The organism is Leisingera sp. ABM4_103 (assembly GCF_056158685.1).
Genome location: NZ_JBSWTU010000005.1, coordinates 3,130,136 through 3,154,730 on the forward strand (window position 1 = coordinate 3,130,136; position 24,595 = coordinate 3,154,730).

General features: G+C 61.9%; 27 protein-coding genes and 1 tRNA gene. 26 read left to right on the forward strand and 2 right to left on the reverse strand.

All coding sequences use genetic code 11. The features are described from left to right. Positions 1-39: 39 nt before the first annotated feature. A complete protein-coding gene (locus tag ACXAED_RS17145; protein ID WP_475051706.1) occupies positions 40-369 on the reverse strand; it encodes a hypothetical protein in 330 nt (109 codons plus the stop codon). 233 nt (positions 370-602) lie between these two features. Here ACXAED_RS17145 and ACXAED_RS17150 point away from each other — a divergent pair, with 233 nt between their 5' ends. From ACXAED_RS17150 to ACXAED_RS17275, 26 genes are all read left to right on the forward strand, one after another. Further along, positions 603-1,043, forward strand: a complete 441-nt coding sequence (locus tag ACXAED_RS17150; protein ID WP_475051707.1) for a hypothetical protein — start codon at positions 603-605, stop codon at positions 1,041-1,043. Further along, a complete protein-coding gene (locus ACXAED_RS17155; protein WP_475051708.1) occupies positions 1,036-1,290 on the forward strand; it encodes a hypothetical protein in 255 nt (84 codons plus the stop codon). Before ACXAED_RS17150 ends, ACXAED_RS17155 begins: the two co-directional genes overlap by 8 nt. A 60-nt stretch (positions 1,291-1,350) precedes the next feature. Next, entirely contained in the window at positions 1,351-2,070 is a 720-nt protein-coding gene (locus ACXAED_RS17160) for a hypothetical protein (protein WP_475051709.1), read from the forward strand. Positions 2,071-2,210: 140 nt separating this feature from the next. Further along, entirely contained in the window at positions 2,211-2,825 is a 615-nt protein-coding gene (locus tag ACXAED_RS17165; protein WP_475051710.1) for a hypothetical protein, read from the forward strand. Further along, positions 2,822-3,607 carry a hypothetical protein gene (locus tag ACXAED_RS17170; protein ID WP_475051711.1) on the forward strand — a complete coding sequence of 262 codons (786 nt, stop codon included), beginning with the start codon at positions 2,822-2,824 and terminating at the stop codon, positions 3,605-3,607. Before ACXAED_RS17165 ends, ACXAED_RS17170 begins: the two co-directional genes overlap by 4 nt. Before the next feature lie 11 nt (positions 3,608-3,618). Then, positions 3,619-3,695: transfer RNA gene (locus ACXAED_RS17175), tRNA-Pro, on the forward strand. A gap of 298 nt (positions 3,696-3,993) precedes the next feature. Further along, the gene (locus ACXAED_RS17180; protein WP_475051712.1) at positions 3,994-4,356 is read left to right on the forward strand and encodes an HNH endonuclease signature motif containing protein; all 363 of its coding nucleotides are present in this window, start codon (positions 3,994-3,996) and stop codon (positions 4,354-4,356) included. 170 nt (positions 4,357-4,526) lie between these two features. Next, positions 4,527-4,973, forward strand: coding sequence for a P27 family phage terminase small subunit (locus ACXAED_RS17185; RefSeq protein WP_475051713.1), 447 nt, complete (start codon positions 4,527-4,529; stop codon positions 4,971-4,973). Next, on the forward strand, positions 4,970-6,805 hold the full coding sequence (locus ACXAED_RS17190) for a terminase large subunit (RefSeq protein WP_475051715.1): 1,836 nt from the start codon (positions 4,970-4,972) through the stop codon (positions 6,803-6,805). Before ACXAED_RS17185 ends, ACXAED_RS17190 begins: the two co-directional genes overlap by 4 nt. Further along, positions 6,796-8,100: a phage portal protein gene (locus ACXAED_RS17195; RefSeq protein ID WP_475051716.1), complete on the forward strand. Its 1,305-nt coding sequence runs from the start codon at positions 6,796-6,798 to the stop codon at positions 8,098-8,100. Before ACXAED_RS17190 ends, ACXAED_RS17195 begins: the two co-directional genes overlap by 10 nt. Positions 8,101-8,112: 12 nt before the next feature. Continuing rightward, positions 8,113-8,712, forward strand: a complete 600-nt coding sequence (locus ACXAED_RS17200; protein ID WP_475051717.1) for an HK97 family phage prohead protease — start codon at positions 8,113-8,115, stop codon at positions 8,710-8,712. A gap of 66 nt (positions 8,713-8,778) precedes the next feature. Then, a complete protein-coding gene (locus ACXAED_RS17205) occupies positions 8,779-10,059 on the forward strand; it encodes a phage major capsid protein (RefSeq protein ID WP_475051719.1) in 1,281 nt (426 codons plus the stop codon). Between the two features lie 67 nt (positions 10,060-10,126). Continuing rightward, the gene (locus ACXAED_RS17210; RefSeq protein ID WP_475051721.1) at positions 10,127-10,447 is read left to right on the forward strand and encodes a hypothetical protein; all 321 of its coding nucleotides are present in this window, start codon (positions 10,127-10,129) and stop codon (positions 10,445-10,447) included. A gap of 55 nt (positions 10,448-10,502) precedes the next feature. Beyond that, positions 10,503-11,087 carry a head-tail connector protein gene (locus ACXAED_RS17215; RefSeq protein WP_475051722.1) on the forward strand — a complete coding sequence of 195 codons (585 nt, stop codon included), beginning with the start codon at positions 10,503-10,505 and terminating at the stop codon, positions 11,085-11,087. Further along, positions 11,087-11,425 (forward strand): phage head closure protein, encoded by a 339-nt coding sequence (locus tag ACXAED_RS17220; RefSeq protein ID WP_475051724.1) that lies wholly within the window; start codon positions 11,087-11,089, stop codon positions 11,423-11,425. The genes ACXAED_RS17215 and ACXAED_RS17220 overlap by 1 nt, the downstream gene beginning before the upstream one ends. A 1-nt stretch (position 11,426) precedes the next feature. Further along, on the forward strand, positions 11,427-11,912 hold the full coding sequence (locus ACXAED_RS17225; RefSeq protein ID WP_475051725.1) for an HK97-gp10 family putative phage morphogenesis protein: 486 nt from the start codon (positions 11,427-11,429) through the stop codon (positions 11,910-11,912). Then, the gene (locus ACXAED_RS17230) at positions 11,909-12,271 is read left to right on the forward strand and encodes a hypothetical protein (RefSeq protein WP_475051726.1); all 363 of its coding nucleotides are present in this window, start codon (positions 11,909-11,911) and stop codon (positions 12,269-12,271) included. The genes ACXAED_RS17225 and ACXAED_RS17230 overlap by 4 nt, the downstream gene beginning before the upstream one ends. A 48-nt stretch (positions 12,272-12,319) precedes the next feature. Then, complete coding sequence (locus ACXAED_RS17235; protein ID WP_475051728.1) at positions 12,320-12,769, forward strand: phage tail protein; 450 nt, start codon at positions 12,320-12,322, stop codon at positions 12,767-12,769. Next, positions 12,766-13,137, forward strand: a complete 372-nt coding sequence (locus ACXAED_RS17240) for a hypothetical protein (RefSeq protein ID WP_475051730.1) — start codon at positions 12,766-12,768, stop codon at positions 13,135-13,137. The genes ACXAED_RS17235 and ACXAED_RS17240 overlap by 4 nt, the downstream gene beginning before the upstream one ends. Positions 13,138-13,175: 38 nt before the next feature. Beyond that, on the forward strand, positions 13,176-13,454 hold the full coding sequence (locus tag ACXAED_RS17245) for a hypothetical protein (protein WP_475051732.1): 279 nt from the start codon (positions 13,176-13,178) through the stop codon (positions 13,452-13,454). After that, positions 13,455-18,644 carry a hypothetical protein gene (locus ACXAED_RS17250; protein WP_475051734.1) on the forward strand — a complete coding sequence of 1,730 codons (5,190 nt, stop codon included), beginning with the start codon at positions 13,455-13,457 and terminating at the stop codon, positions 18,642-18,644. It begins immediately after the preceding gene. After that, the gene (locus ACXAED_RS17255) at positions 18,644-19,564 is read left to right on the forward strand and encodes a hypothetical protein (protein ID WP_475051736.1); all 921 of its coding nucleotides are present in this window, start codon (positions 18,644-18,646) and stop codon (positions 19,562-19,564) included. Before ACXAED_RS17250 ends, ACXAED_RS17255 begins: the two co-directional genes overlap by 1 nt. A 12-nt stretch (positions 19,565-19,576) precedes the next feature. Next, positions 19,577-21,199 carry a peptidase G2 autoproteolytic cleavage domain-containing protein gene (locus ACXAED_RS17260; protein ID WP_475051737.1) on the forward strand — a complete coding sequence of 541 codons (1,623 nt, stop codon included), beginning with the start codon at positions 19,577-19,579 and terminating at the stop codon, positions 21,197-21,199. A 4-nt stretch (positions 21,200-21,203) separates the two neighbouring features. After that, positions 21,204-21,524 carry a hypothetical protein gene (locus ACXAED_RS17265; protein WP_475051738.1) on the forward strand — a complete coding sequence of 107 codons (321 nt, stop codon included), beginning with the start codon at positions 21,204-21,206 and terminating at the stop codon, positions 21,522-21,524. Between the two features lie 72 nt (positions 21,525-21,596). Further along, positions 21,597-22,373, forward strand: coding sequence for a peptidoglycan-binding protein (locus ACXAED_RS17270; RefSeq protein WP_475051740.1), 777 nt, complete (start codon positions 21,597-21,599; stop codon positions 22,371-22,373). Between the two features lie 37 nt (positions 22,374-22,410). Next, positions 22,411-22,758 (forward strand): hypothetical protein, encoded by a 348-nt coding sequence (locus ACXAED_RS17275; RefSeq protein WP_475051742.1) that lies wholly within the window; start codon positions 22,411-22,413, stop codon positions 22,756-22,758. A gap of 220 nt (positions 22,759-22,978) precedes the next feature. On the opposite strand, the gene ACXAED_RS17280 is transcribed toward ACXAED_RS17275, so the two are convergent. Continuing rightward, a complete protein-coding gene (locus tag ACXAED_RS17280; protein ID WP_475051744.1) occupies positions 22,979-24,451 on the reverse strand; it encodes a restriction endonuclease in 1,473 nt (490 codons plus the stop codon). Positions 24,452-24,595 lie beyond the last annotated feature (144 nt).

The window sequence follows — 24,595 nt, forward strand, 5'->3', positions numbered from 1 at the left end:
TCAGTGACCGTCCGTCCAGAAAGCGGCCACTGTGTCCTGTCAGAGGCCGAACTCACTGCCATCAAGTTGAACGATGAAGGCGTGCGCTTTCTTATGCTGTGTTTGGCCCGTGAAGTTCATGAATTTGCTGTCTCTCGCGACATCGCGCATAGCACGATTGAGAAGCAGTTGCCCCTCGTCTTTGGCGAACTCAACCGCCGCCTTGGCAACCTTCTTGACGTTCGCCGTGTTTCCACAGGGGATGCATCCTGCCTGGCCGGTCTCAGTGTCCACTTTTCCTACCCAGCTTATCGGCTTGCGGCACAGGCCGCAAAGGACCGAGCGGCTGGTTCCGTTGACGGAGATTGAGATGCTATCGTCGTCGCTCATTAGGGAATCCTCATTCGACCAGATGGTTGGCGCCTCGGACGATGCAGGCAATCGAGACGGCGAACAAGCCCCGGTTGTCTGCGGATCTGCTGCAGGTGTCGAGGTGGGCAGACCTCGGGGACACACCGAACGGGGGCAGGTGTACCTGCAAGCAGCCCCCTTTTTCCTCCCTGTTGGACTAGGGCGCGCAGCGGGTGTCTCGCTGTGCGCCCCTTTTTCTGCGGGGGCGGGGCATGCGTGATTTGACAGCAACTGCGCTGGATTTCCCGGTGGTGCCCGATTGGCTTTGGCTGGGCTGGTTTTGGGAGCCTGTCGGGCTTTTGAGCCGCCGCGCGCGCCTGGCTGAGGTGGCCGCAGATGCGGGCGGCAAGCTTGCTTGTTTGGCAACGCCCTTTGCGAACGTCTGCGGCGGGCCGGGTCAGGCGGCCGATGCGGCGATGATCTGGATGGACCGGGCCGCGGCAGCTGGGTTTCTGCCGCTGGCACCCGCCTATCTGGCCTTTGAGGCCGGGCGGGACGTGCCGGAGCCGGAAAAGGTGCTGCGCTATGCTGATCTGGTGATTGTGCCGCCGGTGCCCGGCTGGCAGCGGTCGGCCTGTGTGTGGCGGGCGGTCTGCTTGGCGCTGACGGATCACAAGCCGGTTTATTTGCTGGACGGGGGCGCCGATGGCTGACCCTTGGCAGCGCAAAGAAGTTATCGGGGATTGCACCCTGTACCTTGGCGACATGCGGGAAGTTCTGCCTGCGCTGGACGTGCAGGCGGATATGCTCTTGTCAGACACGCCTAACCGGATCGTTGCCGGGGGAAACACAACCGGCGGCATGAAAGGCTGCTTTTCGCATGACCGGTACGACAACTCGGGTGAGCTGTTCGATATTGTTGAGTGGGCAGACATGGCCCCGTTGTTGTTCGCGGCCTGACCGGAGCTAGCGGCCTGCTGCAGGGCGGGTTGGAACGATAATATGAGGAAGGGCAGGGCAATGCAGGACCAGGTGAACCGGTTCGACAACTACCCGGAGCCGCCGATCGAGGCGGAAGTTTCGCTGGGAGGATTCGAGCGGATCGATATGCCGATTGATTGGCTCGTCGAAGAATGGGCGGTTGGCCTGTCCTCGGCCGGGCTGGGGGCTCTCTTCCGCCTCTATGCCGTCAGCCTGCGGCAGTCGCCCGCGGGATCTCTGCCGGGCACTGTCCATGCCATTGAGCAGATCGTTCCGCGCAGTGTCGGGCACGATGAGCTGCGCGAAGCGCTGGAGTTGTGGCCTTTGCATTCTGATGGGCGCCGGTATTGGGCGCGCATCGTGCCTCTGGTGGAAGATGCTTGGGGCCGGAAACGCGGCAAGCGGACAAAGGATGCCATGCGCAAGACGCGCGAGCGGCTGGCGAAGAAACTGATGGAACTGGGCGTGTCCGAGAACGGCGCCAAGTTCGGTGAGCTGCAGGACATGGTGCTTGATGAGCTGCCGGATGGTGCACGGCTCACAACCAAAAACGTCTTGGATGCAGCTACTCGTGCCGGTGTTCTCGGAAATGTCCGCCCGGTCCGGTTGGACACTGTGGGACAGTCGACGGAGTGTCCAAAAGCGTCCGGCGGACAGTCCGCGGACAGTCACGGGACAGTTGGTGGACAGAATTCGGACAGTCCGCTTGTGTCCGGAAGGCCGCCCGGCTCGACATATAGTGCAGGGGTGCGGCGATGACATTTTTTTTGCCTGAAAACTGTCACGCTTTTTTCCGCGGCGAACAGACCAGATCAGATCAGAACCCCCTTACCCCCACGACAGTTGGACGGACGAAACGGCAACCGGTGCAGGCAGAGAAAGAGGAGCAGTGAAGGCTGATGTGCAGTGACCAAACTGAAAGCAAGCGCGCCCGGGTGCGGCGGCTGGTGATACAGCCGCTGCAGGACTTGGGCTTCAGGTTTCCGAAGGGCACGCCGGAGGACAGGCAGAGGGCTATGCTGGACCGGCTGGCGGACTCCATCGCCTACATGAGCGACAAGGGGCTGATTGCGTTGCAACAGTCCCTGCAGACCAAGGGTGAGGGCTCGGCCAAGTGCTTCTGGCCTTGCCGCGCAACGGTGATGGGCTGGGCGGAGGCACTGGAGTGCCGCCCGCTAGATGAGCTGCCGGAGCTGCTGGGGTGGTACCGGTCCCGCGCCGGGGCAGAGGCAATGCGGGACGGTGTGCTGCTGGCGGAATACTTGTTCTGGCGGGACAATAAGCGCCCCCCGGCAAAGGGGCCGGAGAAAGACAGGGTGCGGCGGCAGGCTGCAGAGTTCAACAGCGAATATCAGAAGATCATGGAACGGCGCGCGCGCGGGTTCCCGGATATCCACGACCAGGGAGATTTCGTCCGCTGGTATGAGCGCACGCTGAAGAAGTGCGAGGCGTGGGTGATGGAAGGCAAAGCGGCCCGGGAAGGGGCTGGATTGAAAGAAGGGATGCAGGCGTGAGCGAGCATGTAGCAGTGGTGGCCGCAGATGGTGAGGCGGTCATGACGCCGGTTGAAGAATACCTGGCGGCGCGCCAGCTTCGGGAAAAGAAAGAGGCGGCGCGGATCGATGCAGTGAAGGCGCGCGGGGATGTGCCGGCGGAGTGTGGCGACCGGATACCGGCGGCCCCGGCGCGGGGTGCCTTCCGGGTGTTTGAGCCGGTGCAGTTCTATCCTTCTGGCGAAAAGGGCTATGAGGCAAAGCCTGCAGGCTTTGAGGGCCGGAAGGCAATGCAAATGGCGGATGCCTTTGACGTGATGGCGGCCAGCGCGGCGCGGAAGAAAAAGCTTGCGCCGTTCTCGGCCGGGCAGGTTGCAATGGGCCGTCACTACCGGGATCTGCTGGAGCGGTACGAAAGCGCGGGTGTGCGCTGTTCCTCGGTTGAGGCAATCCGCACGGGCGGCAGCGGGCAGGGTGGCGAGTTCATTGACGCGGTGCTGCGGGATCGGGAAGAGATTGATCGGCTGCGGCGCCGCATCGGTGACGGAGTTGCGATGGAAGTTCGGAGGGTGCGCCCGTCCAAGCGCGGCACGCGCGGCGCCATCAGCAACCGCGCCCTGGTGGATATGGTCTGCCTGCATGACAGGACGATTAGCGACGTCCTGCGCAAGCATCATTGGTCGGTCAACGGCGACAATGTGAAAGCTGTGACGCGGGCGCTGGCCGGTGTGCTGGATGCGATGGCTGGGCCGGTCAGGGGAAAGTACGGTGTCAGGGGTTGCAACATTTACGATCGTGATTAAGTTCGTTCCCAAGGGCTATGGCGCAGCCTGGTAGCGTGTCCGTCTGGGGGACGGAAGGTAGCAGGATCTAATCCTGCCAGCTCGACCATCATGAATAACGCCTGGGTGTTTACGGACCTGGAGATATTGATGATGGAGACTATTCAGTCTTTTATGCCGTGGGTGGCAAGCCTTCGGGACTTTCTGTTGCTAATTCTAGTTGCGCTTAGGGTGTGGCGAGAGATCAGGAGGTTGTGGCGAGGGAAAACGTAAGATCAAATCTGCCTGTTCGCCTTTTCCGATAATCGGGGCTTGACGCTAACATCATCTGCGTGCCAATGAATATGCATCATCACGAAATGCGCCCGCAGGAAACTGCCGGGCGCTTTTGCTTTGGGGGTGCGCTTATGACGGCTCGGAGCGAGTACCACCACCTTTACAACCTTTCAGCTTGGCGGCGGCAGTTGCGGCCTCAGCATCTTCAGCGGGAGCCGCTGTGCCGTGCGTGCCTGCGTCGCAGTATCATCAATGATGGTTCGCTGACCTCGTCGGGCGAGCAGCAGTCCAATCCGCGGCGGCGCTTTCTGGTGGTGGATCACCTGGTGCCGCACCGCGGTGACAAGGCGCTGTTTCTGGATCCGGAAAACCTGCAGACGCTCTGCCCGGATGATCACGATCAGAACAAGCAGCGGCTGGAAACACGGGGCTACTCGGAAGAGCGCGGCGAAGATGGCTGGCCGCTCGACCCGATGCATCCGGCCAACGAATAAGGCCGCCGCCTTTCAAGTGGGAGGGGGAGGGGCGCAAGAAAATCCGCTTTCGGTGGAAACCGGAGGGGGAACCTTTCTGTGCGCAAAGTCGAAATTGGATAGAAAAAGCCACACGGGATAGGGAGTTAGGCAGGATTATGCGGGGGCGGAAACCAGCAGAAGAAAAGGTTGTGCCGCTCACCGAAGACGGCGGCCAGCTGCACAATCTGGATGAGCGCGCCCGGTCCCGCCTGGAGGAGCTGCGGCCGGAAGGGCTGACCGGCGAACTGCGTTGGACCTTTGACCGCCTGGCGCTGCCGCTGTGTCATCCGACCGTTGACCGGCTGAAGCCGCACAACGTGTTCATGTTCCGCCAGCTCTGCGCCGCGGTGGTCCGGCATGAGCGGCTGACTTTGGAGCTGGAAGAAACCGGCGAGACCTACGAGAGCGAGACCCGCAACGGCAAGCAGTTGAAGGCGCGCCCGGAGGTGGCCCAGCTCAATGAGACCTTCCGGCAGATCCGGGCGCTGGCAAATGACTTTGGCATGACACCCGCGGCGGAGCGGGGACTGTCCGGCGGCGGGCAGATGGGGTTCAATTTCCCTGACCCGAACGGGCCGGAGAGCTATCTGACGTGACCGATGCGGTCGCGCCGGTCTCCTACGAGGATGACCCGGTGACAGCTTGGGCGCAGGATGTGGTGGCCAGGGAGATCGTTGCGGGGCCGTATGTTCGGGCGGCGGCGGCGCGGCACCTGCGCGATCTGGTAGAAGGGCCGAAGCGGGGCCTGAAGTGGGATTTGGCGGCTGCGAAGCGGGCGATCAATTTCTTTCCCGATGTGCTGCGGCTGAACGGCGGGCAGTTCGAAGGCAAGCCGTTCCACCTGCACCCGAGCCAAGCGTTTCGCATCGGCTCGCTGTTCGGGTGGAAGAAGTACAGCGCCACGCACCGCGCCTGGCTGCGGCGGTTCAAGCGCTTCTATGACGAAGAGGGCAAGGGCAACGGCAAGTCGCCCATGCTCGGCGGCATCGGTCTATACATGCTGGTGGCGGACGGGGAGCCGCGGGCCGAGGTCTATGCGGCGGCGGCCAAGAAGGATCAGGCGGGTATCCTGTTTCAGGACGCGGTTGCGATGGTCGATCAGTCGCCGACTCTGAAGCGCCGGGTGGGGCAGCAGGGCGAAAACCCGGTCTGGCAGATGACCTATGTTGGCCGCCGGGGTGACAAGCGGAAGTTCAAGCCGCTGTCGGCGGAAAAGGCGCAGTCGGGCCCGCGCCCGCATTGCGCGCTGACGGACGAGGTGCATGAGCATCCGAACCGGGACGTGATCGACATGCTGGAGCGGGGTTTCAAGTTCCGCAAGCAGCCGCTGTTGTGCATGGCGACGAACTCCGGCACCGACAAGAAGTCGATCTGCTGGGAGGAGCATCAGCACGGCGTGAACGTTGTGACTGGCGTGCAGGAGGATGACAGCACCTTTGCCTTCATCTGCTCGCTGGACGAGGGCGACGATTGGGAGAATGACCCGAGCTGCTGGCCAAAGGTGAACCCGCTTCTGGGGGAGACGATCGAAGAAGACTACCTGCGGGATGTGGTCAAGCAAGCGAAGATGATGCCGGGCAAACGCAACGGCATCGCGCGGCTGCATTTCTGCCAGTGGACGCAATCCGTGAAGGCGGCGATCAAGCGCGAGGCCTGGACGGGCTGCCATGGTGATGTGGACCCGGAGGCGCTGACCAAAGCGGGCTACCCCTGTTTTGGCGGCCTCGATCTCAGCCAGGTGCGGGACTTTTCGGCGTTGACGCTGACTTGGGTTTTGGACGCTACCAAGGACGCGGAAAAGCTGGTGTCGAAAACTTGGTTCTGGACGCCGAAGGATACGCTTCTGGACCGCTCGGCGCGGGATCAAGCGCCCTATGAGTTATGGGCGGACAGAGAGTTTATCGAGGCGGTGCCGGGTGAGCGGCTGAAATACCCCTGGCTGGCGGATGCGCTGGCGGATCTGAACTCGCGCTATCAGCCGGAGGTGATCGCCTGCGACCAGTACGGGTTGGAACGGCTGAAGGATAGCCTCACAGAAAAGGGGCTAGTGCTGCCGACCGAGATCCATCCGCAGGGGTTCCAGAAGCGGGTGCTGGAAAAGGTGCCGGATCCGACCAATCCGGGGCAGGAGGTCGAGATTTACCTGTGGATGCCGGATTCCATCAACAAGCTGGAGAACGCGATCTATGACGGCCGGCTGACCGTGGCCAAGAACCCGCTGCTCGACAGCATGGCGGCCTCGGTCACCTATGCCGAGAACCGGACGGGGCACCGGATGTTCGACAAGGAAAAGGCGCACGGGCGGATCGACGGCATGGTGTCGCTTGGCATGTCCGTTGGCATGGCGCTGTGCCGGGAACGCGGGCAGCAGGAACAATCGCCCTGGGCGGATGACGATTACTCGCTGGAGGACACACTTTGGGACTGACGGGAATTTTCCGGCGCGGGTCACCGGCGCAGGCTGCGGCACCGGTGGAAACGCGGGCGCAGGTGATGATGGACAGCGGCGAGGCCTCGATCGCGGAAGTGCTGAGCGGAGAGGTGGCCGAAGGGGTCACTATGAAAGAGGCTCTGTCGCTGCCCGGCGTCTGGGCTGCGATCAACTTTCTGTCGGCGGCCATGGCGGGCCTGCCGGTCGAGGTGTTCGAGAAATCCGGCGAGCCGGGCGGCGACAAGAAGGTGACGGGCGGTGTGGCCGATGTGCTGGGCGCTGCGGTCAATGACAGCACCACCAGTTTCTCCTGGCGCGAGACCTTCTTTGCGGAGGTGTTCGGGCCGGGCCGGGCCTATACCTACATTGAGCGCCGCGGTGGCAGGGCGGTCAATCTCTTCCCGATGGAATATGACCGCACCACGGTGCGGAAGATGAAGGGACGGCTGTTCTACGATTACCGGGAGCCGTCCGGCAAGGTGAAGACCTACGAGGGCAAGGACGTGATCGATATCGCGTTCCTGCTGAAGCCGGATCACGTGGGGCACCACAACCCGGTGATGACCTGCGCCAGCGCCATCCGCCAAGGGCTGAACGCCAACCGCTATGCGTTGACGGTGTTCGGCAAAAACGGCGTGCCGCCCTATGTGCTGAAAGGCCCGTTCACCGCGGCCAAGGAAATGATGCGGGCGGCGGCGGACCTGATGAAGGTGACGCGCCGGTCCGCAGAGGAAGGTAAGCCGGTGCTGCCCATTCCAAGCGGCCATGATCTGGTGCGGCTCGGCGATGATCCGGAGAAGATGCAGTTGACGCCGGTGCAGATCTTTGCGGTCGGGCAGGCGGCGCGGATTTACCAGCTGCCGCCGGTCTTTCTGCAGGAACTGAGCAAGGGAAATTACAACAACATTGAGCACCAGGATTTGCACCTGGTGAAGCACACGCTGCGGCGCTGGGTGAAGAAGTTCGAGCAGGAACTCACGCTGAAGATCTTCGGGCGCGGGGCCAAGCGCTACGTCAAGCTGAACCTCGACGGTATCATGCGCGGCGACTTCAAGACCCGGATCGAGGCAATCGTGAAGGCGATCCAGAACGGGCTGATGACGCCGAATGAAGGCCGTGCGCTGGAGAACCGCGCGCCTCTACCAGGCGGCGATACGCTGCTGGTGCAGGGCGCCACGGTCCCGATTAAATTGGCCGGCAAGGCCTTCGCCAAGGGCGCGGCGGATTCCGCAGCTGACGATGACGCCGGGGCCAATGAGGGCGCGGCCGAACAGGAAACCGACACAGACTGAGAGGAGGCCGCCATGAGCGACCCGCAACGCGAGGTGCGTTTCTGCGCCGTCGCGCCCATCGAGCTGCGCGACGGCGACGCCGGGAGCGATCTGATCAATGTCACCGGCTACGCTGCCGTATTCGGAGAGCGGGCGGAGATCGGCCCGCTGGACCGCTGGGGCTGGGCCGAGGTGATCGAGCGCGGGGCTTTTGCCGAAGCGCTGTCACGCGGCGATGACGTGACCTTTCTGGTGGATCACGGGGGCTTGCCGCTGGCGCGCACCTCGTCCGGCACGCTCACGCTGGCGGAGGATCAGCGCGGCCTGCGGGTGGAAACCGCGCTGGACCCGTCCGATCCGGACGTGCAGCGGATCCTGCCGAAGATGAAGCGGGGCGACATGTCCAAGATGAGCTTTGCCTTCATTGCCGACAAAGAGACCTGGGACGAAACCGGCGATCATGCCCTGCGCGCAATTCATTCGGTTCAGCTGTTCGACGTCTCGATCGTGACGGACCCCGCCTATGACGGCACCGAAATCGGGCTGCGGTCGAAGACTGCAGCCCTGGGCGGCGACAGCGATTTCTATCGCCGCCAGATGCAGATGCGCGCGCGTCTGTCCGGCCTGGCCTGACTGGCCCCGCCCAGCAAGTTCGCGCCTTGGGCAAGCGCAGTTTCCAGACAACCGAAAGGGTTTGACATGTCGAAGATCAAGGAGCTGCGCGACAAGGCGCAGAAACTGCTGACCGAGGCCACCGGCATCCGGGACGGCATCAATGAGAAGACGCCGAAGGATGAGGCGCGCGCGGCGAACGAGAAGTTCGATGCGATGATGGACCAGTATGATGACCTCGTGAAAGAGGCCGACCGCGAAGAGCGTGCTTGCAAGGCCCGGCAGGAGGAAGAACAGCGCCGGGAAATGCGGGAGCGCGAAGAGCGCGAAGAGCGCCGCCCCGGCCAGGAAGATCGCAGCCACGTGCCCGGCGACAACGTCAGCGACGAATACCGCGAGGCGTTCCGCCAGTATCTGGCTTCCGGCGCCGACCTGTCCGAGCTGAGCAAAGAGGCTCGCGACGCACTGCGCTCCGGGTTCCGCGAGATCCGGACGCAGACCACCGGCACCGGCGCCAACGGCGGCATCCTCGTGCCGACCACGCTTGCCAATTCGATCAACATCGCGGCCGCGGCACACGGCCCGATGATGGACAGCAGTATCGCCACCGAAATCAACCTCTCCAACGGCGCCCCCTTCGACTTGCCGAAGGTCGATGACACCGCCGAGGAAGCGAACCCCCATACCGAAGGAGACGAGGGTGTGGATGATGACTCCGGCGATATCGTGCTGGCCAAGACCTCGCTGCTGGCCTACGCGCTTGTGACGCCCTGGATCAAATGGTCCTTTGAGCTGGCGCAGGATTCCTCCTTTGGTTTTGAAGCCTTGCTGGCCAAACTGATCGGCGAGCGCATTGGCCGCAAGGGTAATGCCTGGCTGACAGTCGGGTCTGGCACCAATGAGCCTTTGGGCTTTGTCACCGGCGCGCCGGTGGGCTGGACCGCGGCGGCGGCGGGGGCGCTGACCTTCGATGAAATCATGGACCTTGAGCATTCGGTTGACCCGGCATACCGCGGCGGCCCGAAGGTGCGCTTCCAGATGCATGACCAGACCGTCAAGGCGCTGAGAAAGCTGAAGGACACGAACGGGCGTTACATCTGGTCGGATGGCGACGTGACCAAGGGTGTGCCGGCCACGCTGAACAACAAGCCGGTGTCCTTCAACCAGGCCATGGCGCAGATCTCGGCCAGCGCCAAGCCGATCGCCTTCGGGGATTTCTCGGAATACTACGTCCGCAAGGTGGGCAACCCCTTGATCGGCGTCGCCCGCGAGAAGTTCTTCCCGAACCTCGGCATCATGGGCGTTCACCGGATCGACGGCGCACCTGCGCAGACCAAGGCGATCAAGACCCTGCAGATGGCGGCCTGACGCGGCTTCTGATCGGCGGTCCCTTCCGGGGCCGCCCTATCTCTTCCTTTATTCCTGAGGGCTTCCCATGAAAATCAAGATCACCACCAACTGCGCCGGTCCGTTCGGCAGCTTTACTGTTGGGCAGACGCCCACCGTTGCAGATGAGCTGGGCAAAGACCTGATCCGCGCGCAGTACGCGGAAATGGTTGACGCGGACGCCCAGCCGCCCGCACCTCGTTCCGAGGCCACCGAGGCCACCGAGGCCACCGAGGCCACCGAGGCCACCGAGGCCACCGAGGCCACCGAGGCCACCGAGGCCACCGAGGCCACCGAGGCCACCGAGGCCACTGAGGCCACCGAGGCCACCGAGGCCACCGCCAAATCCGCACGCAAGTCGAAACCCTGAACAAAGTCGCAGCAGCTCAGTGCTGCTGCGGTGCAGACCCTCGGAGGATCGCCCAATGGCCTTGACCCTTATCAGCCCGCCTGCGGTTGCGCCGGTGGAGCTCGCCAAGTTGCAGGCGCATATGCGCGTGGAGCCGGGCGATGATGATGAGTTCCTGCAGCATTGCCTTGATACCGCGGTTGCGCAGTTTGACGGTGCCGATGGCGAGTTGGGCCGGGCGCTGATCAGTCAGACCTGGCGCGAAACCTTCCCGGTAGTGCCTGCACAGGGGCAGTCGGTCGAGCTATTCCTGTCGCCGGTGTCCAGTGTGGACAGTGTCGAGGTGTTCACCTCGGCCGGGACTTGGGAGGATGTGCCCGCCTTTGCCTTTGATTTGTATGAGGAAGACGGCAGGTTCCGCGTCGCGGCGGTGTCGGCTTGGCCGCGGCCCGGGCAGCACCGGGCGCCGCTGCGGATCGAGTATATTGCCGGATACGGTACCGCCGCAGAGTTGGTGCCCAAGCCGGTTTGCCATGCCGTGCTCTTGTTCGCGGCGCATCTCTTCAAGGCGCGGGAACCGGTCGTGTTTGAGGGCGCCCCCGTCGAGGTGCCATTGTCGATCAACAGGCTGGTTTCGAACTTCAAGACCTGGTGGCGGTGATGCGGATCGCACAGCGTGACCGCCGCATTGTCATCCTGAAAGCGGCCTTCGAGGAAAACGAAGCGGGCGAACAGGAAGCGGCGGGCTGGACTGAATATGCCAATCCTTGGGCTTCCTATCACCCGGTGAGCGACGGCGAGCGGCTGCGCGCCGCTGCCGTTGAGCAGAAAACAGACGCCCGGTTTCAGGTTCTGTGGACCGCAAAGCTTGCGGCGGTCACCGGCGCCTTCCGGCTGCGGTTCCAGGGGGATGATTGGCGGATCACCGGGGTGAAGGAAATCGGATACCGCGAACGGCTGGAAATCACGGCCTGGCGACTGGTGCGGGGAGCGGGTTGATATGGCCATGAAATTCAAGATCGAAGGCGCTGGCGACATCGAGCGCGCGCTTGCGGAGCTGGCCCGCGGGACTGCCAAGGGCGCGATGCGGCGGGCGATGAAAAAGACGCTGCAGCCGGTGGCGGAAGCCGCGGAGGATCTGGCCGGAGGAAAGTTCAAGGTTGCCGTCACCAGCAAGCTGACGGCGCGCCAGAAGCGGGAAGCGGGTGCTGACCGGGGCCGCAGCAAGCTGGCCCTGTATGTGGGGCCGGTCACGCCGGACGGAGGCGATGCTCCGCATGCGCATCTTTATGAGTTCGGGACCGCTCAGCGTTTCCACAAGAAGACCGGCAAATCTGTGGGCGCAATGCCCGCGCGGCCCTTCATGCGCCCGGCTTGGGACGCAAACAAGGCAGCGATGTTGGAAACCCTGAAACGTGAGACCTGGAAAGAAATTGAAAAGACGGTCGAGCGCGCGCGGCGGAAGGCGGAAAGGGCCGCCAAATGAGCATGGAAGGCGAACTGAAGGACCTCCTGAAGGCGCTTGGTCACCCGGTGGTCTGGGGAGCGTTTGCGGGTGATGTTGGCTTTCCGCGCATCAGCCTGCAGCGCATCAGCAACGTGACTGCATATTCGCTGAGAGACCGGGTGGATATTGAGACAGCGCGCGTTCAGGTGAACGTCGCCGCCGAGAGTTATGGTCGCCTGATCAGCCTCGTGCCGCTAGTGTCGCAAACCCTGACAAGTTTTCGTGGCGGGTCGGTGATCCGCTGCAAAGAGATATCCCGCCGGGACGGTTCCTCCGAATCCGGCGGCGATGTGATCCGGCTTCAGATGCTGGATTTTCAGGTGCGTTACCGCGCCTGACCCGGCCGGGTGACCGGCTTTCTCGCAACATGATGAAAGGATGAAGTAATGGCTGAAAATGTCATTGCAGCCGATCTGGCGGACATTGAATGGTCCGCGGACGGTGTGGACGCAAATTATGTGGTCATCAAAGGCTGCAAAACCATCGGTCTGCCGGAGGAAAACCCGGAATACCGCGACCGCACCTCGCTGGACAGCCCTGGCCGTTTCAAGGAATACGGCGTCGGCCTGACCGATATCGGGGAGGTCACCCTGAGCTGCTTCTATTCAACGGATCTGTATGAGCAGGCTCTGGCTTACAAAACTGCGGGCCAGCCGGTCTATTTCCGGGTGACGCTGCCGCCGGAGGAGGGGGTGCAGTCCGCCGGGGATACGTTCGTCTATAAGGCGTATGTCAACCCGTCGATGCCGTCGGTCGATCAGGATGGTGACCTGATGACTGACCTGAAGCTGCGTCCGACAGGCGCCCTTACCTGGACGAAAGGCGCGGCAGTATGAGCGTGATCAGCACTCATCCCGTGAAGGTGGGCAAAAAGACCCACAAGCTGAAGGCTTCCACCCTGGCGCAGGCCCGTCTTGAAGATATGTGCGACGGCGCTCCGATCGGGCAGATCCTGGAACAGCTGGTCACCGGCAGCGGCGGGGTCAGCCTGGTTCTGAAAGCCTGGGCGGCGTTCCTCGACGATGGCAAGGGCGTGGAGCTTGAAGAGGCGGCGGAAATCCTGGACGCCCTGGGCGGTGCAAATCCCGCGGCGGAACACCTCGGCAAGACTCTGCAGATTGCCTTCCCGTTCCTTCGTGATGACGAAGCGGGTGCTCAGCCTGCGGAGGGTGACGCGGGAAAGGCGGAGAGCCCGGCCGCGTAGACTGGCACAAGCTGTTTTCGGCGTGGTGTGAGCTGGGCTTGCATCACGCCGAATTCTGGCAGGTCAGCCTGCGCGAATACGATCTGATCACCCGGGCCCGCATCAAGGCCAAAGACGCTGAGTTTACGGCGCTTCGGGTGCTCAATCAGGAGCTGGGCATCCTGACGCAATACGCCTTCCACGATCCGAAGAAGATGCCGGATTTCACAAAGGCCAGCCGCGGCAAGAAACAGTCTGCGGGCAATAAGACGCAAGAGCTGGCGCAGCTTCGCGCCGGTTTCATGAGCATGCACTTTCAAAGCAAAAAGGGGCGGTAAATGTCCGCAGTTATCGGCGCGTTGCGCGGTGTCCTGTCGCTGGATTCCGCGGCCTTTGAAACAGGCGCGAAGCGTTCCAAGGCCTCCATGGGCGACCTGGAACGCCGCCTGGTGCGGCTTGGCGGGAAATTCGAGTCGGTTGGCCGCAAGATGACGCTGGGCCTCACCTTGCCGATGGCCGGCGCAGCCGCGGTTGCGGTCAAGTCCAGCCTGAAGGTGATCGATGCGCAGGCCAAGATGGCGCAATCCTTCGGAACCACGGTCAAGTCGCTGCAGGTGCTGGAGCGTGCCGCGGATCTGTCCGGGGTCTCGATAGGGGAAGTGCAACAGGCCACCCTTCAGCTCACCAAGCGGCTGAGCCAGGCAGTGGGCGGCAGCGGGGCGGCCGCCAAAGCGCTGAACCGTCTGCACTTGAATGCACAGGAACTGCAGCGTCTTCCTCTGGATCAGCGGCTTGCGAAGATCCAGGCTGCGTTGGCGCAATATGTCCCGGAGGCTGAACGCGCGGCAGTGGCGTCGGAGCTGTTCGGCAGCCGGGCAGGGCTGACCTTCACCCGGATTGATGCCTCGGCGCTGCGCCTCGCAACAGAAGACGTTACGCGCTTCGGTGTGGCAGTCTCCGAGGTGGATGCGGATCAGATCGAGGTGACCAACGACGCGATTTCGCGGCTCGGCCTGGTCGGGCGCGGTGTGTCAAATCAGCTCGCCGTGGGGCTTGCGCCGACGCTGGAATGGCTGAGCAACCGGGCCGGGGATGCTGCTGAATGGTTCAATGGGCTGAATGACCGCACAAAGCAGTTTCTCTCCGTCAGTGTCGCGCTGACGGCTGCCGTTGGCCCGGCAGCTATTGGCCTTGGCCTGCTCCTGAAGATTGCGGCGCCTTTGGGTGCCGCGCTCTTGGGTACTGTGTCTGCGGTTGCCCTGGCGCCGGTCAAGTTCGCCTTGGCGGCCAAGTCTGCCGTTGCGCTGGAAATGGCCCTGGGTGCCACCAGCGCCAAGGCCGCTCTTTCCAGCATCGCAATCAAGGGGCTGACCCGCAGTTTGAAGCTGCTGCGGGTGGCTGCAACGATGACCGGGATCGGTGCGCTGGTGGCGGTGTCGGCGGGGATCTATCAGGGGTTTGTCCAGTCCCGCGAAGCCGCTGAGAATTACGAGGCTGCCATTCGCGGGCTGGCGTCTGCGCATGATGTGCTGAATGCGGCGACGGAAACGTTCTATACCAATATGACGGCCAAGAATGCCGAAGCAATGCGCCGGGCGGCTGAGGCTGCCCGGGATGCCACGCGCCAAGCGCTTGAGGCTGCCCGGGCGGAGCTGGAAGCGGCATCTTTCTACACGAACCTTTTCGGCGCCAGCCTTTATGAAACCGACCGGATGGCAAGAGCCCGGGCAGAAATCGAACGGCTTGGCGCAGCTCTCGCCGAAGCCGAGGCCCGGCTTGACGCGGCGACGGTGGCGGCAAGCCGTACCGCAGATGAAACCGGCAATGCCGCGGACAGCGCGGCTGAAGCTGCGGCAAGCAGCAATGCCCTGGCAGGCGGGCTTGCGGCGGCCTCCGGGCAGGCATCGGCGCTGAGTACCTATCTTGCCTCGGTGCCGGGCGCGCTTGCGTCAGCACAGACGAATATTGCCGGGCTGAAGGCGGGCATGGCCGTGCTGTCAGCGGGCGGTGACCAGGCAGCGGCAAACGTCGCGAAATACCGGGCGGAGCTGGAAGCCTCTGCCGGGCCGCTGGGGGAGTTGCAGGACGGCCAGCGGGCGCATGTCCAGGAGACGATCGAAAAGCAGGTTCAGCTTTACGCTCAAGAACAGGCGCTGCGCGGCGAGTACCAGAAGCAGATCGCGGCGCTGACCAAAGTGAAGGCTACTAGCAGCGCGGCCTCGAAAAGCGCGCTGGAAGGGCTTCAAAAGGAGATCCAGGAACGGCGGGCGCTTCTGGGCCTGACGGAAGCGCAGCGGAAAAAGCTAGAGGCGGTGCGCCTTGTGCATCAACGCCTTGGCAAAGAGGGCACCAAGCTGAGCAAGGCGCAGATCGACGGGCTGGCCGCGCAGGTGGTGGAGCTGGACAGCGCGGAAGACGCGCTGCAGCGCGTCAATGATTTGCAGCGCCAGTGGTCGGAGCAGATCACGCGCACGGCGTTTGAGGGCGGAAGCCTTGGCGACACGATTAAGGGCATGCTGCGCGATATAGCCTACCAGTTCGCGCACTCGAAAATCGTCCTGCCGATTGTCGGGCAAATCACCGGAGTTCTCGGGCTGGATCAGCTTGCGCTTGGCGGAGGCGGTGGACAGGCCGCAGGCGGCATTCTGGGCGGCGGCGGTGGCGGTGGCTTGCTGGGCAACCTCGCAAATGTCAGCGGCCTGTTCTCTGGCGCAGGTGCCGGTATCAGCTCGGGCCTGATGGGCGTTCTGTCCGGTGGCGGGCTTGGGTCAAGTTTTGCGAACCTCGGCGGCCTTGTGTCCGGTGCATCAGCGGGCTGGGGCGCATTGGGGGCGGCACTGCCTGCGATTGGCATCATCGCCGCCGGGATCGCGATCCTCGCAAAAGGGTTCTCGCGCAAATACAAGGGGTCCGGCATCGGGGGGGCTTTCACGCCTGACGGCCTGGCAGACGGCCATTCCTTCGACTTCTACCAGGGGGGCTGGTTCCGCTCCGACAAGTGGGACAGGAAGCCCCTGGAACAGGCGTTCCAGAGCGCGCTTGATGAGGCGATGGCAGGCGTTTCGGGAGGCGTCATTGACCTGGCTGGCACGCTGAACCTCGGCACGAAAGCGCTGAAGAAGTTCGAGAAGGCGAACTTCACGATCTGGACCAACGGCAAGTCTCAGGAAGAGATCCAGGAGTTGCTGCAGGCGGAGATGGAAAAGACCGCCGAACAGATGGCGGAACTCATTCTGGCCAATGAAAAGTACCTTCAAGTTGGTGAAACCCATCTGGAGGCGCTGGCCCGCATGGCGACCGGCCTGCAGGCCGTCAATGACGTGATGGATCTTCTGGGGGGCAACGCTTTCAAGGCTTCGCTTGCGGGCGGGGACCGGGCGTCTGACCTGGTGGATGAATTCGGCGGGAAAGAGCAAATGCAGGCCGCCGCAAATGCGTATTTCACCGGGTTCTACACGGAAGCTGAACAGGCTGAAATGCTTCGCCGCCGTGCAATGAAGCACCTGCGGGCTGAATTTAAAGATCTGGGCATCGCTATTCCAAAGAGCCGCGAAGGTTTCCGCGAATTGGTTCACAGCATCGACCTGACCACCGCTTCGGGCCGGGCGCTGTATGCGGATCTGCTGCAGCTTTCCTCTGGCCTGGACCAGGTACTGCCCAAGGTGGGCGCGTACACCGAAGCTATGCAGGGTCTGGTCGACAGGATCGGCGGCGAGATCGGTCTGCAGATCGAAACCGCGCGCGGCATGGCGGCGGATGCCAAGACGGCGGCACAGCTCTGGTATCGCACGGCCAATACGCTGCGCGATTTCCTTGGCGGGCTGGTCAACTCGGACCTGACAGCGGCCAGCTCCGGCCAGGCGCTTGCGGTGCAACACAACCGCTTCCAAACCGCCTTTGAAATGGCGCGGAGCGGCGACGTGCAGGCGGCGCAGGATATTCCTGGCCTTGCACGGGCGTACCTGCAGAGCCTGAAAGAAGGTGCTGGCAGCGCCTTGGAATACCGCCGGGCCGCAGCGCAGATTCAGGGCCAGTTGAATTTCGTCGCCGGTATTTCTGAGCTTGAAGGCGCAAACCAGGACATGCTGCGCGGGCTCTATGAGCAACAGATCGATGTTCTGACCAAACTGGGCCAGTTCCTGCAGCTTGAAGGCTTGACCGCCGATCAGGTCAGCGAACTGAGCGACGGAGTGCAGGCCCTGACCGATGATTGGAACGGGACGGTTGCGGCCTTCGAGACCTCGCTGGGGGCCTTGGCTGATGCGATCAAGAATGCCGAGGCGTTCAGCTATGACGATTTGGTGGGCCGGTTAGATGTCGCGGTGGCGCTGGACGAAAATGCGCCGGCATGGCTCGCCCGGCTGGTCGACCGTGCCGATACCGGCATCCGGACCATGCTTGATTTCGTCATCCGGCGCGATGATCTGACGGCGGCAGACCGCTGGATTGCAACCAATGCCCTGTCTGAGCATGTGGCGGCTCTGGACTTTGTGCTGCGGGAGGACCTGGACGATCAGACCCGGCGCCTGGTGCTGCGCACCTCGGGGGGTCTGCGGCGGGATCTATCGCTGAACCTGGCGCAGGATTTGGACCCGGAAACCCGCCAGATGGTGCTGACCCGTTCGGCGGCCCTCTCGCGGCGGGTGAATGTTGCGCTGACCGAAGAAGGCGGCAACACGCTGCGGAAGCTGAACCGGCTGCGGGATCTGGTCGGCACGAAAGGTAATGGCCGGATTACCTTTGATGGCGGCCTGTCCTTCGCGCCGGATACAGCGTTCAGCACGCTGTTCGGTGACGTTGCAGAGAGCAGCCGCGGGCTGGTTGATCCGATGGGCAAGCTGACCCGGATGCTGGGACGGCTGCGGGATCAGGTCGAAAAGGACCGGGAACAGCGGGCCAATACCCAGCGGATAGCCGACCTTCAGGTCAAGGGCGGAAATGCCGTCCTGCGCACTCAGCAGGGGCAGGGGATTGTTGATGACTTCAACGCGCTGCGGGCCAAGTTCGGCATTACGCTGACTGGGCAGGAGGGCACGGTCAAGGTCAATGATGCCGGCCGCATCGTTACCTCCTTCGACTACTATGGCGGCGGTGATGTGGTCGGCTTCAAGGCAGCTCTCCGCGAGAAATACGGGACCGATGCGATCGGCCGGGTTTTCGGCAAGACGAACGAACGTGTGGGCATGGCCGAAGATCGGGCTGCAAAGCTGCGCCAGCAGATCCGGGATCTCGGGGCAATTCCAGCCTTTGCGTCTGGTGGTGTTCATGCGGGCGGCTGGCGCGTGGTTGGGGAGCGCGGCTGGGAGCTGGAGCATACAGGCGCGTCCCGCGTGGTCAGCCACTCGGACAGCATGGCGATGCTGGACAACCGCCACGTTGTGCGGGCGCTCAATTCAGTCAATCGCAGCATTGATGAGCTGCGGCGACAGCAGGCCGTGCAGTCCCAGCGGCAGGAGCTGCTTGCGAAAACTACCGCCCGGATCCTCGAAACCTGGGATGAAGGCGGGCAGCCGGGGGAGCGTTCCTGATGGACTTCAATATCATCGCGCCGATGGCGGTGACAGATGCGGAGCTGGTGGCCTCCAATATTCTGGAGGATGACTATCCGGCCTGGGATGCGGCAGCCACCTATGCGGCAGGGGATAAGGTCATCTCTGCCGCTACGCACCGCGTCTATGAGAGCATGCAGGCTGGCAATCTGAACAAGGATCCGGGCCTTGATGATGGCTCCTGGTGGCTGGATCTGCGGGCAACCAAAAAGTGGGCGGCGTTTGATAACCGGCGGTCGAACAAGGCCAGCCGCGCTGATGAAATCACCTATTCCATCGTACCGACGCAGGACTGCGATGCGATTTCCCTCTTCGGCCTGACCGCCGGGCACGTGCGGATCGAGGTGTTTGATGGCGCGGCCAGCATCTATGACGAGACTTTTGTGCTTGCTGATACCGGGCATGTGGTCAGCGTCTACACCTACCTGTTCGGCGGTATCGTTTACTCTCAGCAGAGGGTGTTGAACGGGTTCCCCGGCTACATCGGGCACCGGATCGACATTACGATTTCGGCAGTGGGGGCGACTGCAGAGGTCGGGCATATCGTGATGGGCCGCAACCACCTGATCGGCGGAGTGATGAATGGCGCCGAGGTCAGCCATGTGAGCCACAGCCGCAAGGAATTCGACCAATTCGGTGATGAGCTGCTGATCAAGCGCGGTTCCACCAGGAAGCTGACCATTCCCCTGCAAGTGCCGACAATTCAGGCGCCGAGGACGATGGATATCATCGGTGAAGTGGATGGCCTGGTCACCGCCTTCTACGGCTCAACAGGCGGGGAAAGCTCCGCCGGATCAAACTACGGGATCGAGGGGCTGGGGTTTGTGGATGATCACACTCAGCCCCTCGATGCAGCGGGTGACAGCATTTTCACCCTCATCATGAAAACCATCAAATAGGACCGATTGAGCATGAGCATTCCCAGCTTTTCGGAATGGCCACCCATTCCGCAGCGCAGCGCGCCTGAGGCGGATTTTGACGCCAAGATGTATGCGCTGTTTCAGCATTTCGCAGTCACACACCGCGCTGAAATGCTGGCCTTTATCAGCTTCCTGGAAAACAACAGCACGGTGATTGGTGCCGCGCTGAATAGCACCGCAATCGGGCTTATCACCCCTGCGGCGGGCAAGTTCACCACGCTTGAGGCTGCGAACGACTTCACCGTCGACACCGACACCCTGCATGTGGACAGCACCAACGGTCAGGTTGGGGTCCGCACAACCAGCCCTGAAGCGGCCCTGCACGTTGCCTCTGACAGTATTGGCATTGTTGTCGGAGAACATGCCGACAACACCGACAAGCATAGCCGCATCGGCTTTGTGCATCGCAACTTGGGCGAAGAGCCGGTGTGCGCGCTCAATTACTACGCGGACGATGTGCGCAGCCTTCTGACGATCGGGGGCGGCACGTCTCTGCTGAACACCGCCACCGAACTGCGGTTCCACACCGCGCCGAACATCGCGACTGTGACCGGCGACGAGAGGATGCGAATCGACAGCGACGGAAATGTGGGTATTGGTGACACCACCCCTGATGCCCGCCTCGACGTTTATAACAACGATTCCGGCACTTGCGTCGAAATGACTGTAGGCAGCGGGAACACAAGCAACAATAATGTGCTGCAGCTCGCTCACCAGTACGCGTCGTTCTCCAACGACGCGCTTCGATTGAGCGTCACGCGCGCGGCAACATCAGCCTACGCTATGGCTACTTTTCGTTCTGGTGGTGGGGCGGACACTGAATTTCGGTTTGCTGGCGACGGAAACGGGTTTTGTGACGGTTCCTGGACCGGCGGCGGCGCCGACTATGCAGAGTTCTTCGAATGGGCCGACGGCAACCCGGCTGGCGAAGACCGGCGCGGCGTCAGCGTGCTGCTGGACGGTGACAAGATCCGCCCGGCGCTGGGCGGTGAGCAGCCCATCGGCGTGATCTCGGCCAATCCGTCCGTTGTCGGTGATGGCGACATTGACCGCTGGAAGGAAAAGTATCTGCGCGACGATTTCGGCGCTTACCTCTGGGAGGATTACGAGGCGCTGAGCTGGACCGAAATCGTCACCGAGACGGAAACTGTGCGAGAGCAGGCGACCGAGCCGCAGGAGCAGACCCGCGAGGTGATCGAGATGCTGGAAGGCAAGGCGGTCAAGCGGACGATTGCCGAAACCGTTCAGGTGCCGCTGTTCGATGAGTTCCCGCTGGTGGATGAGGCGGGCAATGATCTGGGCATCCACCGCGTGCCCCGCATGGTCGAGGTTCAGCACGAAACCACCAAAGAGGTGCCGCGCAGCTATGCCGCTGATGAGGTCCCCGAAGGCGTCACCGTGCCGCCGGATGCTGAGCGCGCCATCCAGCAGCGCCGGAAACTGAACCCCGAGTATGACCCCAGCTATGAGTATGTCCCCCGCGCTGACCGCCCGGAATGGGACACCGTGGGCCTGATGGGCAAGCTGCGGCTGCGCAAGGGCCAGCCGGTCGGGGCAAACTGGATCCTGATGCGGGATGTGTCTGCAGATGTTGAAGAATGGCTGGTGAGATAAAATCATGACAATGATCGAGCAGAGCGACCGGGGGATTACCCTGAATAAAGGCCTTGGCTGGACCGTTGCCTGCGGCTTGGTGAGCGCTGGACTGTGGGTCGGGGTCGAGGTCGCCACCCTTCGCGGTCAGACTGTGCAACTCACCGCGTCGATCGATGCGCTGCGCGTCGACGTGGCGGCGTCGGAGGCGCGGGAAAGCGCGCTGACAGCGCGGGTGCGCGCCAATGAAACTGGACTTGCGCGGCAGGATGAGCGGCTGTCCCTGATCCTGACCACGCTGAACAAGATCGACAACCGCCTGGAGCGGATGGAGCGGCTGCCGTAGCTCCGCTGACCTCCCCGTCATCATTCATCGAAACCGGCCCCGCTTTTGCGGGGCTTTTCTTTTGGAGGGCACATGACCCAAATCCTTGATTTCGGGACGCTGCAGAAGATCACCGGCCCAATGAAGCCCGGGGGTGGGCAGGAGCGGAACGCCAAGTCATTTATTCTTGCGCTCAATGAATACGGCTTTGAGTTCGGTCTGGGGCGGTCGCACCGGGTTTCCTACTTGCTGGGGCAAGTTCTGCTGGAAAGCGGCGCCTTCCGGTATGACCGCGAACTGTGGGGGCCGACACCGGCGCAGCAGAGGTATGATATCCGTACTGACCTCGGGAACTCGCTAGAGCGGGATGGCGACGGCTTCAAGTACCGCGGCCGCACGCCGATGCAGATTACCGGCCTGGACAATTACGCCGAATACACTGCCTGGGTGCGGTGCCTCGATCCTGCCGCGCCGGATTTCGTGGAAGACCCTGATGCCGTGAACTTGGACCCGTGGGAGGGCTTGGGGCCGCTCTGGTATTGGGACACGCGCGGGCTGAATGTGCCGGCCGATGCTGGCAGCGTGCGGCGGGTCACCAAGCTGATCAATGGCGGATACAACCATTTCCTTGAACGGCTGCGCTGGACTGACAAGGCGCAGCTTGTGCTGCTTGGTTATGCGGTCGGCGATGTGCGGGCGTTTCAGCGCGATTCCGGCTTGGCGGCTGACGGGCAGTTCGGGCCGAACACGCGCACCGCCATGCACAAGGCGCTGTGCGCCCTGCCGCCAATCTCCCGGCCTCAAAAGCCTGAACCTGTTCCGCGGCTGCCGGATTGGTTTCGCCGCTTCCTGGCTCTGGTGGCTCGCTGAGCTGCCGGGGCCTTTCTCTACCTGAAAGGACTGACCTATGAACTTGACCGGAATTCTGCCGGATCTGACGCCGTTGCTGATCCAAGCCCTGGCGCTGGTCCTGTCATCGCTGATTGGCGCTGCAGCGCTGACTGTGCGGAAGCACTTTGGCGTCCAGATTGGCAAGGCGCTGCAGGATGATCTGCACCGCGCCCTGATGAGCGGGATCAAGGCTGCGCTGGAAGATGGCCGGGAGGCCGCAACGGACGTTCTGATTGATGAGGCGATCAAACACGCCCGCGAATCTGTGCCTGATGCCTTCAGGGCGCTCAACCCCTCAGCGCCGGTCCTGCAGCGCCTGGCGCGCGGTAAGATTGCCGAGGCCGTGCGGCATGCCCAGGAATAGAGCTTGCCTACAGACAGAACGAGAGAGGCCCCGGCGATCGCCGGGGCCTTCTTTTTTAAGGGCGGTTTCTGGACTCTTGGCAGCGAAGGGCGGCAACGAGCCCGAACCTACCAGATTTCTGCAGGATGGCGAATGTCGGCTTTCGTGAGGCCCACAACAACTTCACATACAAGGGCTTATGCGTCCTTTGCGGTGCGAATTGTCAGGAGAACGCCGAAAGCTACCGGGCGGATTGATCCCATTGGTGTTGATAACATGGGCAAACCTCAATCGCTTTGATCGTGTCTTCCGGCACTACATCCCGTCCGATGTGCTGCCGAACCTGCCAGCCTAGCTCTGGGTGATCACTTAGCAGTTCTTCGCCGGTTAGTTGGAATCGGTGGGTGACCTGAAGAAACCGTTCGTCTTTTTCGCCAAACCGAACTACGCCAACGTCATTCACTTCAAGATAGTCGTATCGACCATCTGCATCGTAAAGCGTTTTGAGGTCACCCCCCCTATGATTAACGTACTGCTCACTGATGCTGTGCGGCAAAGGAAGCGCTTCATCGTCGTAGACAGTGCCAAAATCTGGTTCTGAAAAAGTCTTCGGGAAAACCGTCTCGCGCGTGAAACTATCGAGCATGATTTGCCGCTCCCCCTTTTCCAAGACGGCCAGCGTACCTGTTACCGGGGACCCATCCACGAAGTCCACATAGATGTGCGGCAGCTCATTCCACTTATCGCCCTTGTCATCGATCACGAGCATGTCTTCATATCGAATGATGCCATCTAAAGTGAACATGGCCTGGTTCTTCAAAGGGAGCCTTTCCCAGTAATTCCTAGCCAGCCCGAGCTGTTCTCGCTCTTCGCGTTCCCTTTGCGTTTCCTGTCTGTGATGATCGTAAGGATTGTGAAGCTGAAACGGCGGCTCTGCCAGATCAAAAGTCTTCCCGTCTTCATCGACATAGGCGAAGCATCTCTTGAGCAAGATGATCACACCACGAGGGTGAAGCTCGGTGACTTCGAAGCTCATCCAGCGCGGCCTTTCATCAAAATCAGCGTACTCAGACTTGTAAGGGTAATGTCGATCCTTCGAGTCTCTTACGAGGACCCAGGAATGCGTAGAGTTGTCGCCAAGGATCCGCATAACACGGTTCTTATTTGTGACTTCAGACCGGATTTCCGTCGCGCGTGATCTGCGCCGTCGGACATTCGATATCCCGAAGAAGGTGAACAGGATTTTATCGTTCTTCGGTTGATGTAGTTCGGTCTCAAGCGTGGCGTTGCCCCAAAGATAAAACTCTAGAACACCAAGCTTGGTGAGTTCGTCGCGAAAGGTATCATAGGCCTTTTTCGAGAAGTTGGTCGCCGCTGCCAGGATGTAGCCGTAGGGGGGGGTGTCAGGATCGATGTCGGCCAGGATTTGCTTGATTTTGCTCGGCGGTACCTTCTTTTCGCGCTTGCACTGGATCATCCAAAGGTTGCCATCCATGGGACGGACGACCTCATTTCCATCATCGTCAACGCTGGTGGTTGTTACGCGCTCATAGGCTCGAATATCAAATCCGTCATCATCGCCGCCCTTGCCTGTGGCTTCGATCGTTTGCCAATCGCGGAAGTCGTAGACTAACTCGCGCACCAAATCTTCAAACCGCTTCGGATCGAGGTCTTCAAAGTGTATCGGGTTTGTGGTCTTGGTAGGCTTACTCATAAAGACTCCCTCGAAATTCCTCTTCAGAATATGCGTTTAGATTGTACCATTGTAATATCGCTAGCAAGTGACGACCCCACGGCTTTCGCGGTATACAACATTGCCTCAAGTTGCACAGTGCAGAACGAATGGTGCATAAGTAAT

Excerpts from the sequence above, each read along its gene's own strand:
- ACXAED_RS17145 (WP_475051706.1), bottom strand. The coding sequence starts at position 369 with ATGAGCGACGACGATAGCATCTCAATCTCCGTCAACGGAACCAGCCGC.
- ACXAED_RS17150 (WP_475051707.1), top strand. The coding sequence starts at position 603 with ATGCGTGATTTGACAGCAACTGCGCTGGATTTCCCGGTGGTGCCCGAT.
- ACXAED_RS17155 (WP_475051708.1), top strand. The coding sequence starts at position 1,036 with ATGGCTGACCCTTGGCAGCGCAAAGAAGTTATCGGGGATTGCACCCTG.
- ACXAED_RS17160 (WP_475051709.1), top strand. The coding sequence starts at position 1,351 with ATGCAGGACCAGGTGAACCGGTTCGACAACTACCCGGAGCCGCCGATC.
- ACXAED_RS17165 (WP_475051710.1), top strand. The coding sequence starts at position 2,211 with ATGTGCAGTGACCAAACTGAAAGCAAGCGCGCCCGGGTGCGGCGGCTG.
- ACXAED_RS17180 (WP_475051712.1), top strand. The coding sequence starts at position 3,994 with ATGACGGCTCGGAGCGAGTACCACCACCTTTACAACCTTTCAGCTTGG.
- ACXAED_RS17200 (WP_475051717.1), top strand. The coding sequence starts at position 8,113 with ATGAGCGACCCGCAACGCGAGGTGCGTTTCTGCGCCGTCGCGCCCATC.
- ACXAED_RS17205 (WP_475051719.1), top strand. The coding sequence starts at position 8,779 with ATGTCGAAGATCAAGGAGCTGCGCGACAAGGCGCAGAAACTGCTGACC.
- ACXAED_RS17210 (WP_475051721.1), top strand. The coding sequence starts at position 10,127 with ATGAAAATCAAGATCACCACCAACTGCGCCGGTCCGTTCGGCAGCTTT.
- ACXAED_RS17215 (WP_475051722.1), top strand. The coding sequence starts at position 10,503 with ATGGCCTTGACCCTTATCAGCCCGCCTGCGGTTGCGCCGGTGGAGCTC.
- ACXAED_RS17220 (WP_475051724.1), top strand. The coding sequence starts at position 11,087 with ATGCGGATCGCACAGCGTGACCGCCGCATTGTCATCCTGAAAGCGGCC.
- ACXAED_RS17225 (WP_475051725.1), top strand. The coding sequence starts at position 11,427 with ATGGCCATGAAATTCAAGATCGAAGGCGCTGGCGACATCGAGCGCGCG.
- ACXAED_RS17230 (WP_475051726.1), top strand. The coding sequence starts at position 11,909 with ATGAGCATGGAAGGCGAACTGAAGGACCTCCTGAAGGCGCTTGGTCAC.
- ACXAED_RS17235 (WP_475051728.1), top strand. The coding sequence starts at position 12,320 with ATGGCTGAAAATGTCATTGCAGCCGATCTGGCGGACATTGAATGGTCC.
- ACXAED_RS17240 (WP_475051730.1), top strand. The coding sequence starts at position 12,766 with ATGAGCGTGATCAGCACTCATCCCGTGAAGGTGGGCAAAAAGACCCAC.
- ACXAED_RS17250 (WP_475051734.1), top strand. The coding sequence starts at position 13,455 with ATGTCCGCAGTTATCGGCGCGTTGCGCGGTGTCCTGTCGCTGGATTCC.
- ACXAED_RS17255 (WP_475051736.1), top strand. The coding sequence starts at position 18,644 with ATGGACTTCAATATCATCGCGCCGATGGCGGTGACAGATGCGGAGCTG.
- ACXAED_RS17260 (WP_475051737.1), top strand. The coding sequence starts at position 19,577 with ATGAGCATTCCCAGCTTTTCGGAATGGCCACCCATTCCGCAGCGCAGC.
- ACXAED_RS17265 (WP_475051738.1), top strand. The coding sequence starts at position 21,204 with ATGACAATGATCGAGCAGAGCGACCGGGGGATTACCCTGAATAAAGGC.
- ACXAED_RS17270 (WP_475051740.1), top strand. The coding sequence starts at position 21,597 with ATGACCCAAATCCTTGATTTCGGGACGCTGCAGAAGATCACCGGCCCA.
- ACXAED_RS17275 (WP_475051742.1), top strand. The coding sequence starts at position 22,411 with ATGAACTTGACCGGAATTCTGCCGGATCTGACGCCGTTGCTGATCCAA.
- ACXAED_RS17280 (WP_475051744.1), bottom strand. The coding sequence starts at position 24,451 with ATGAGTAAGCCTACCAAGACCACAAACCCGATACACTTTGAAGACCTC.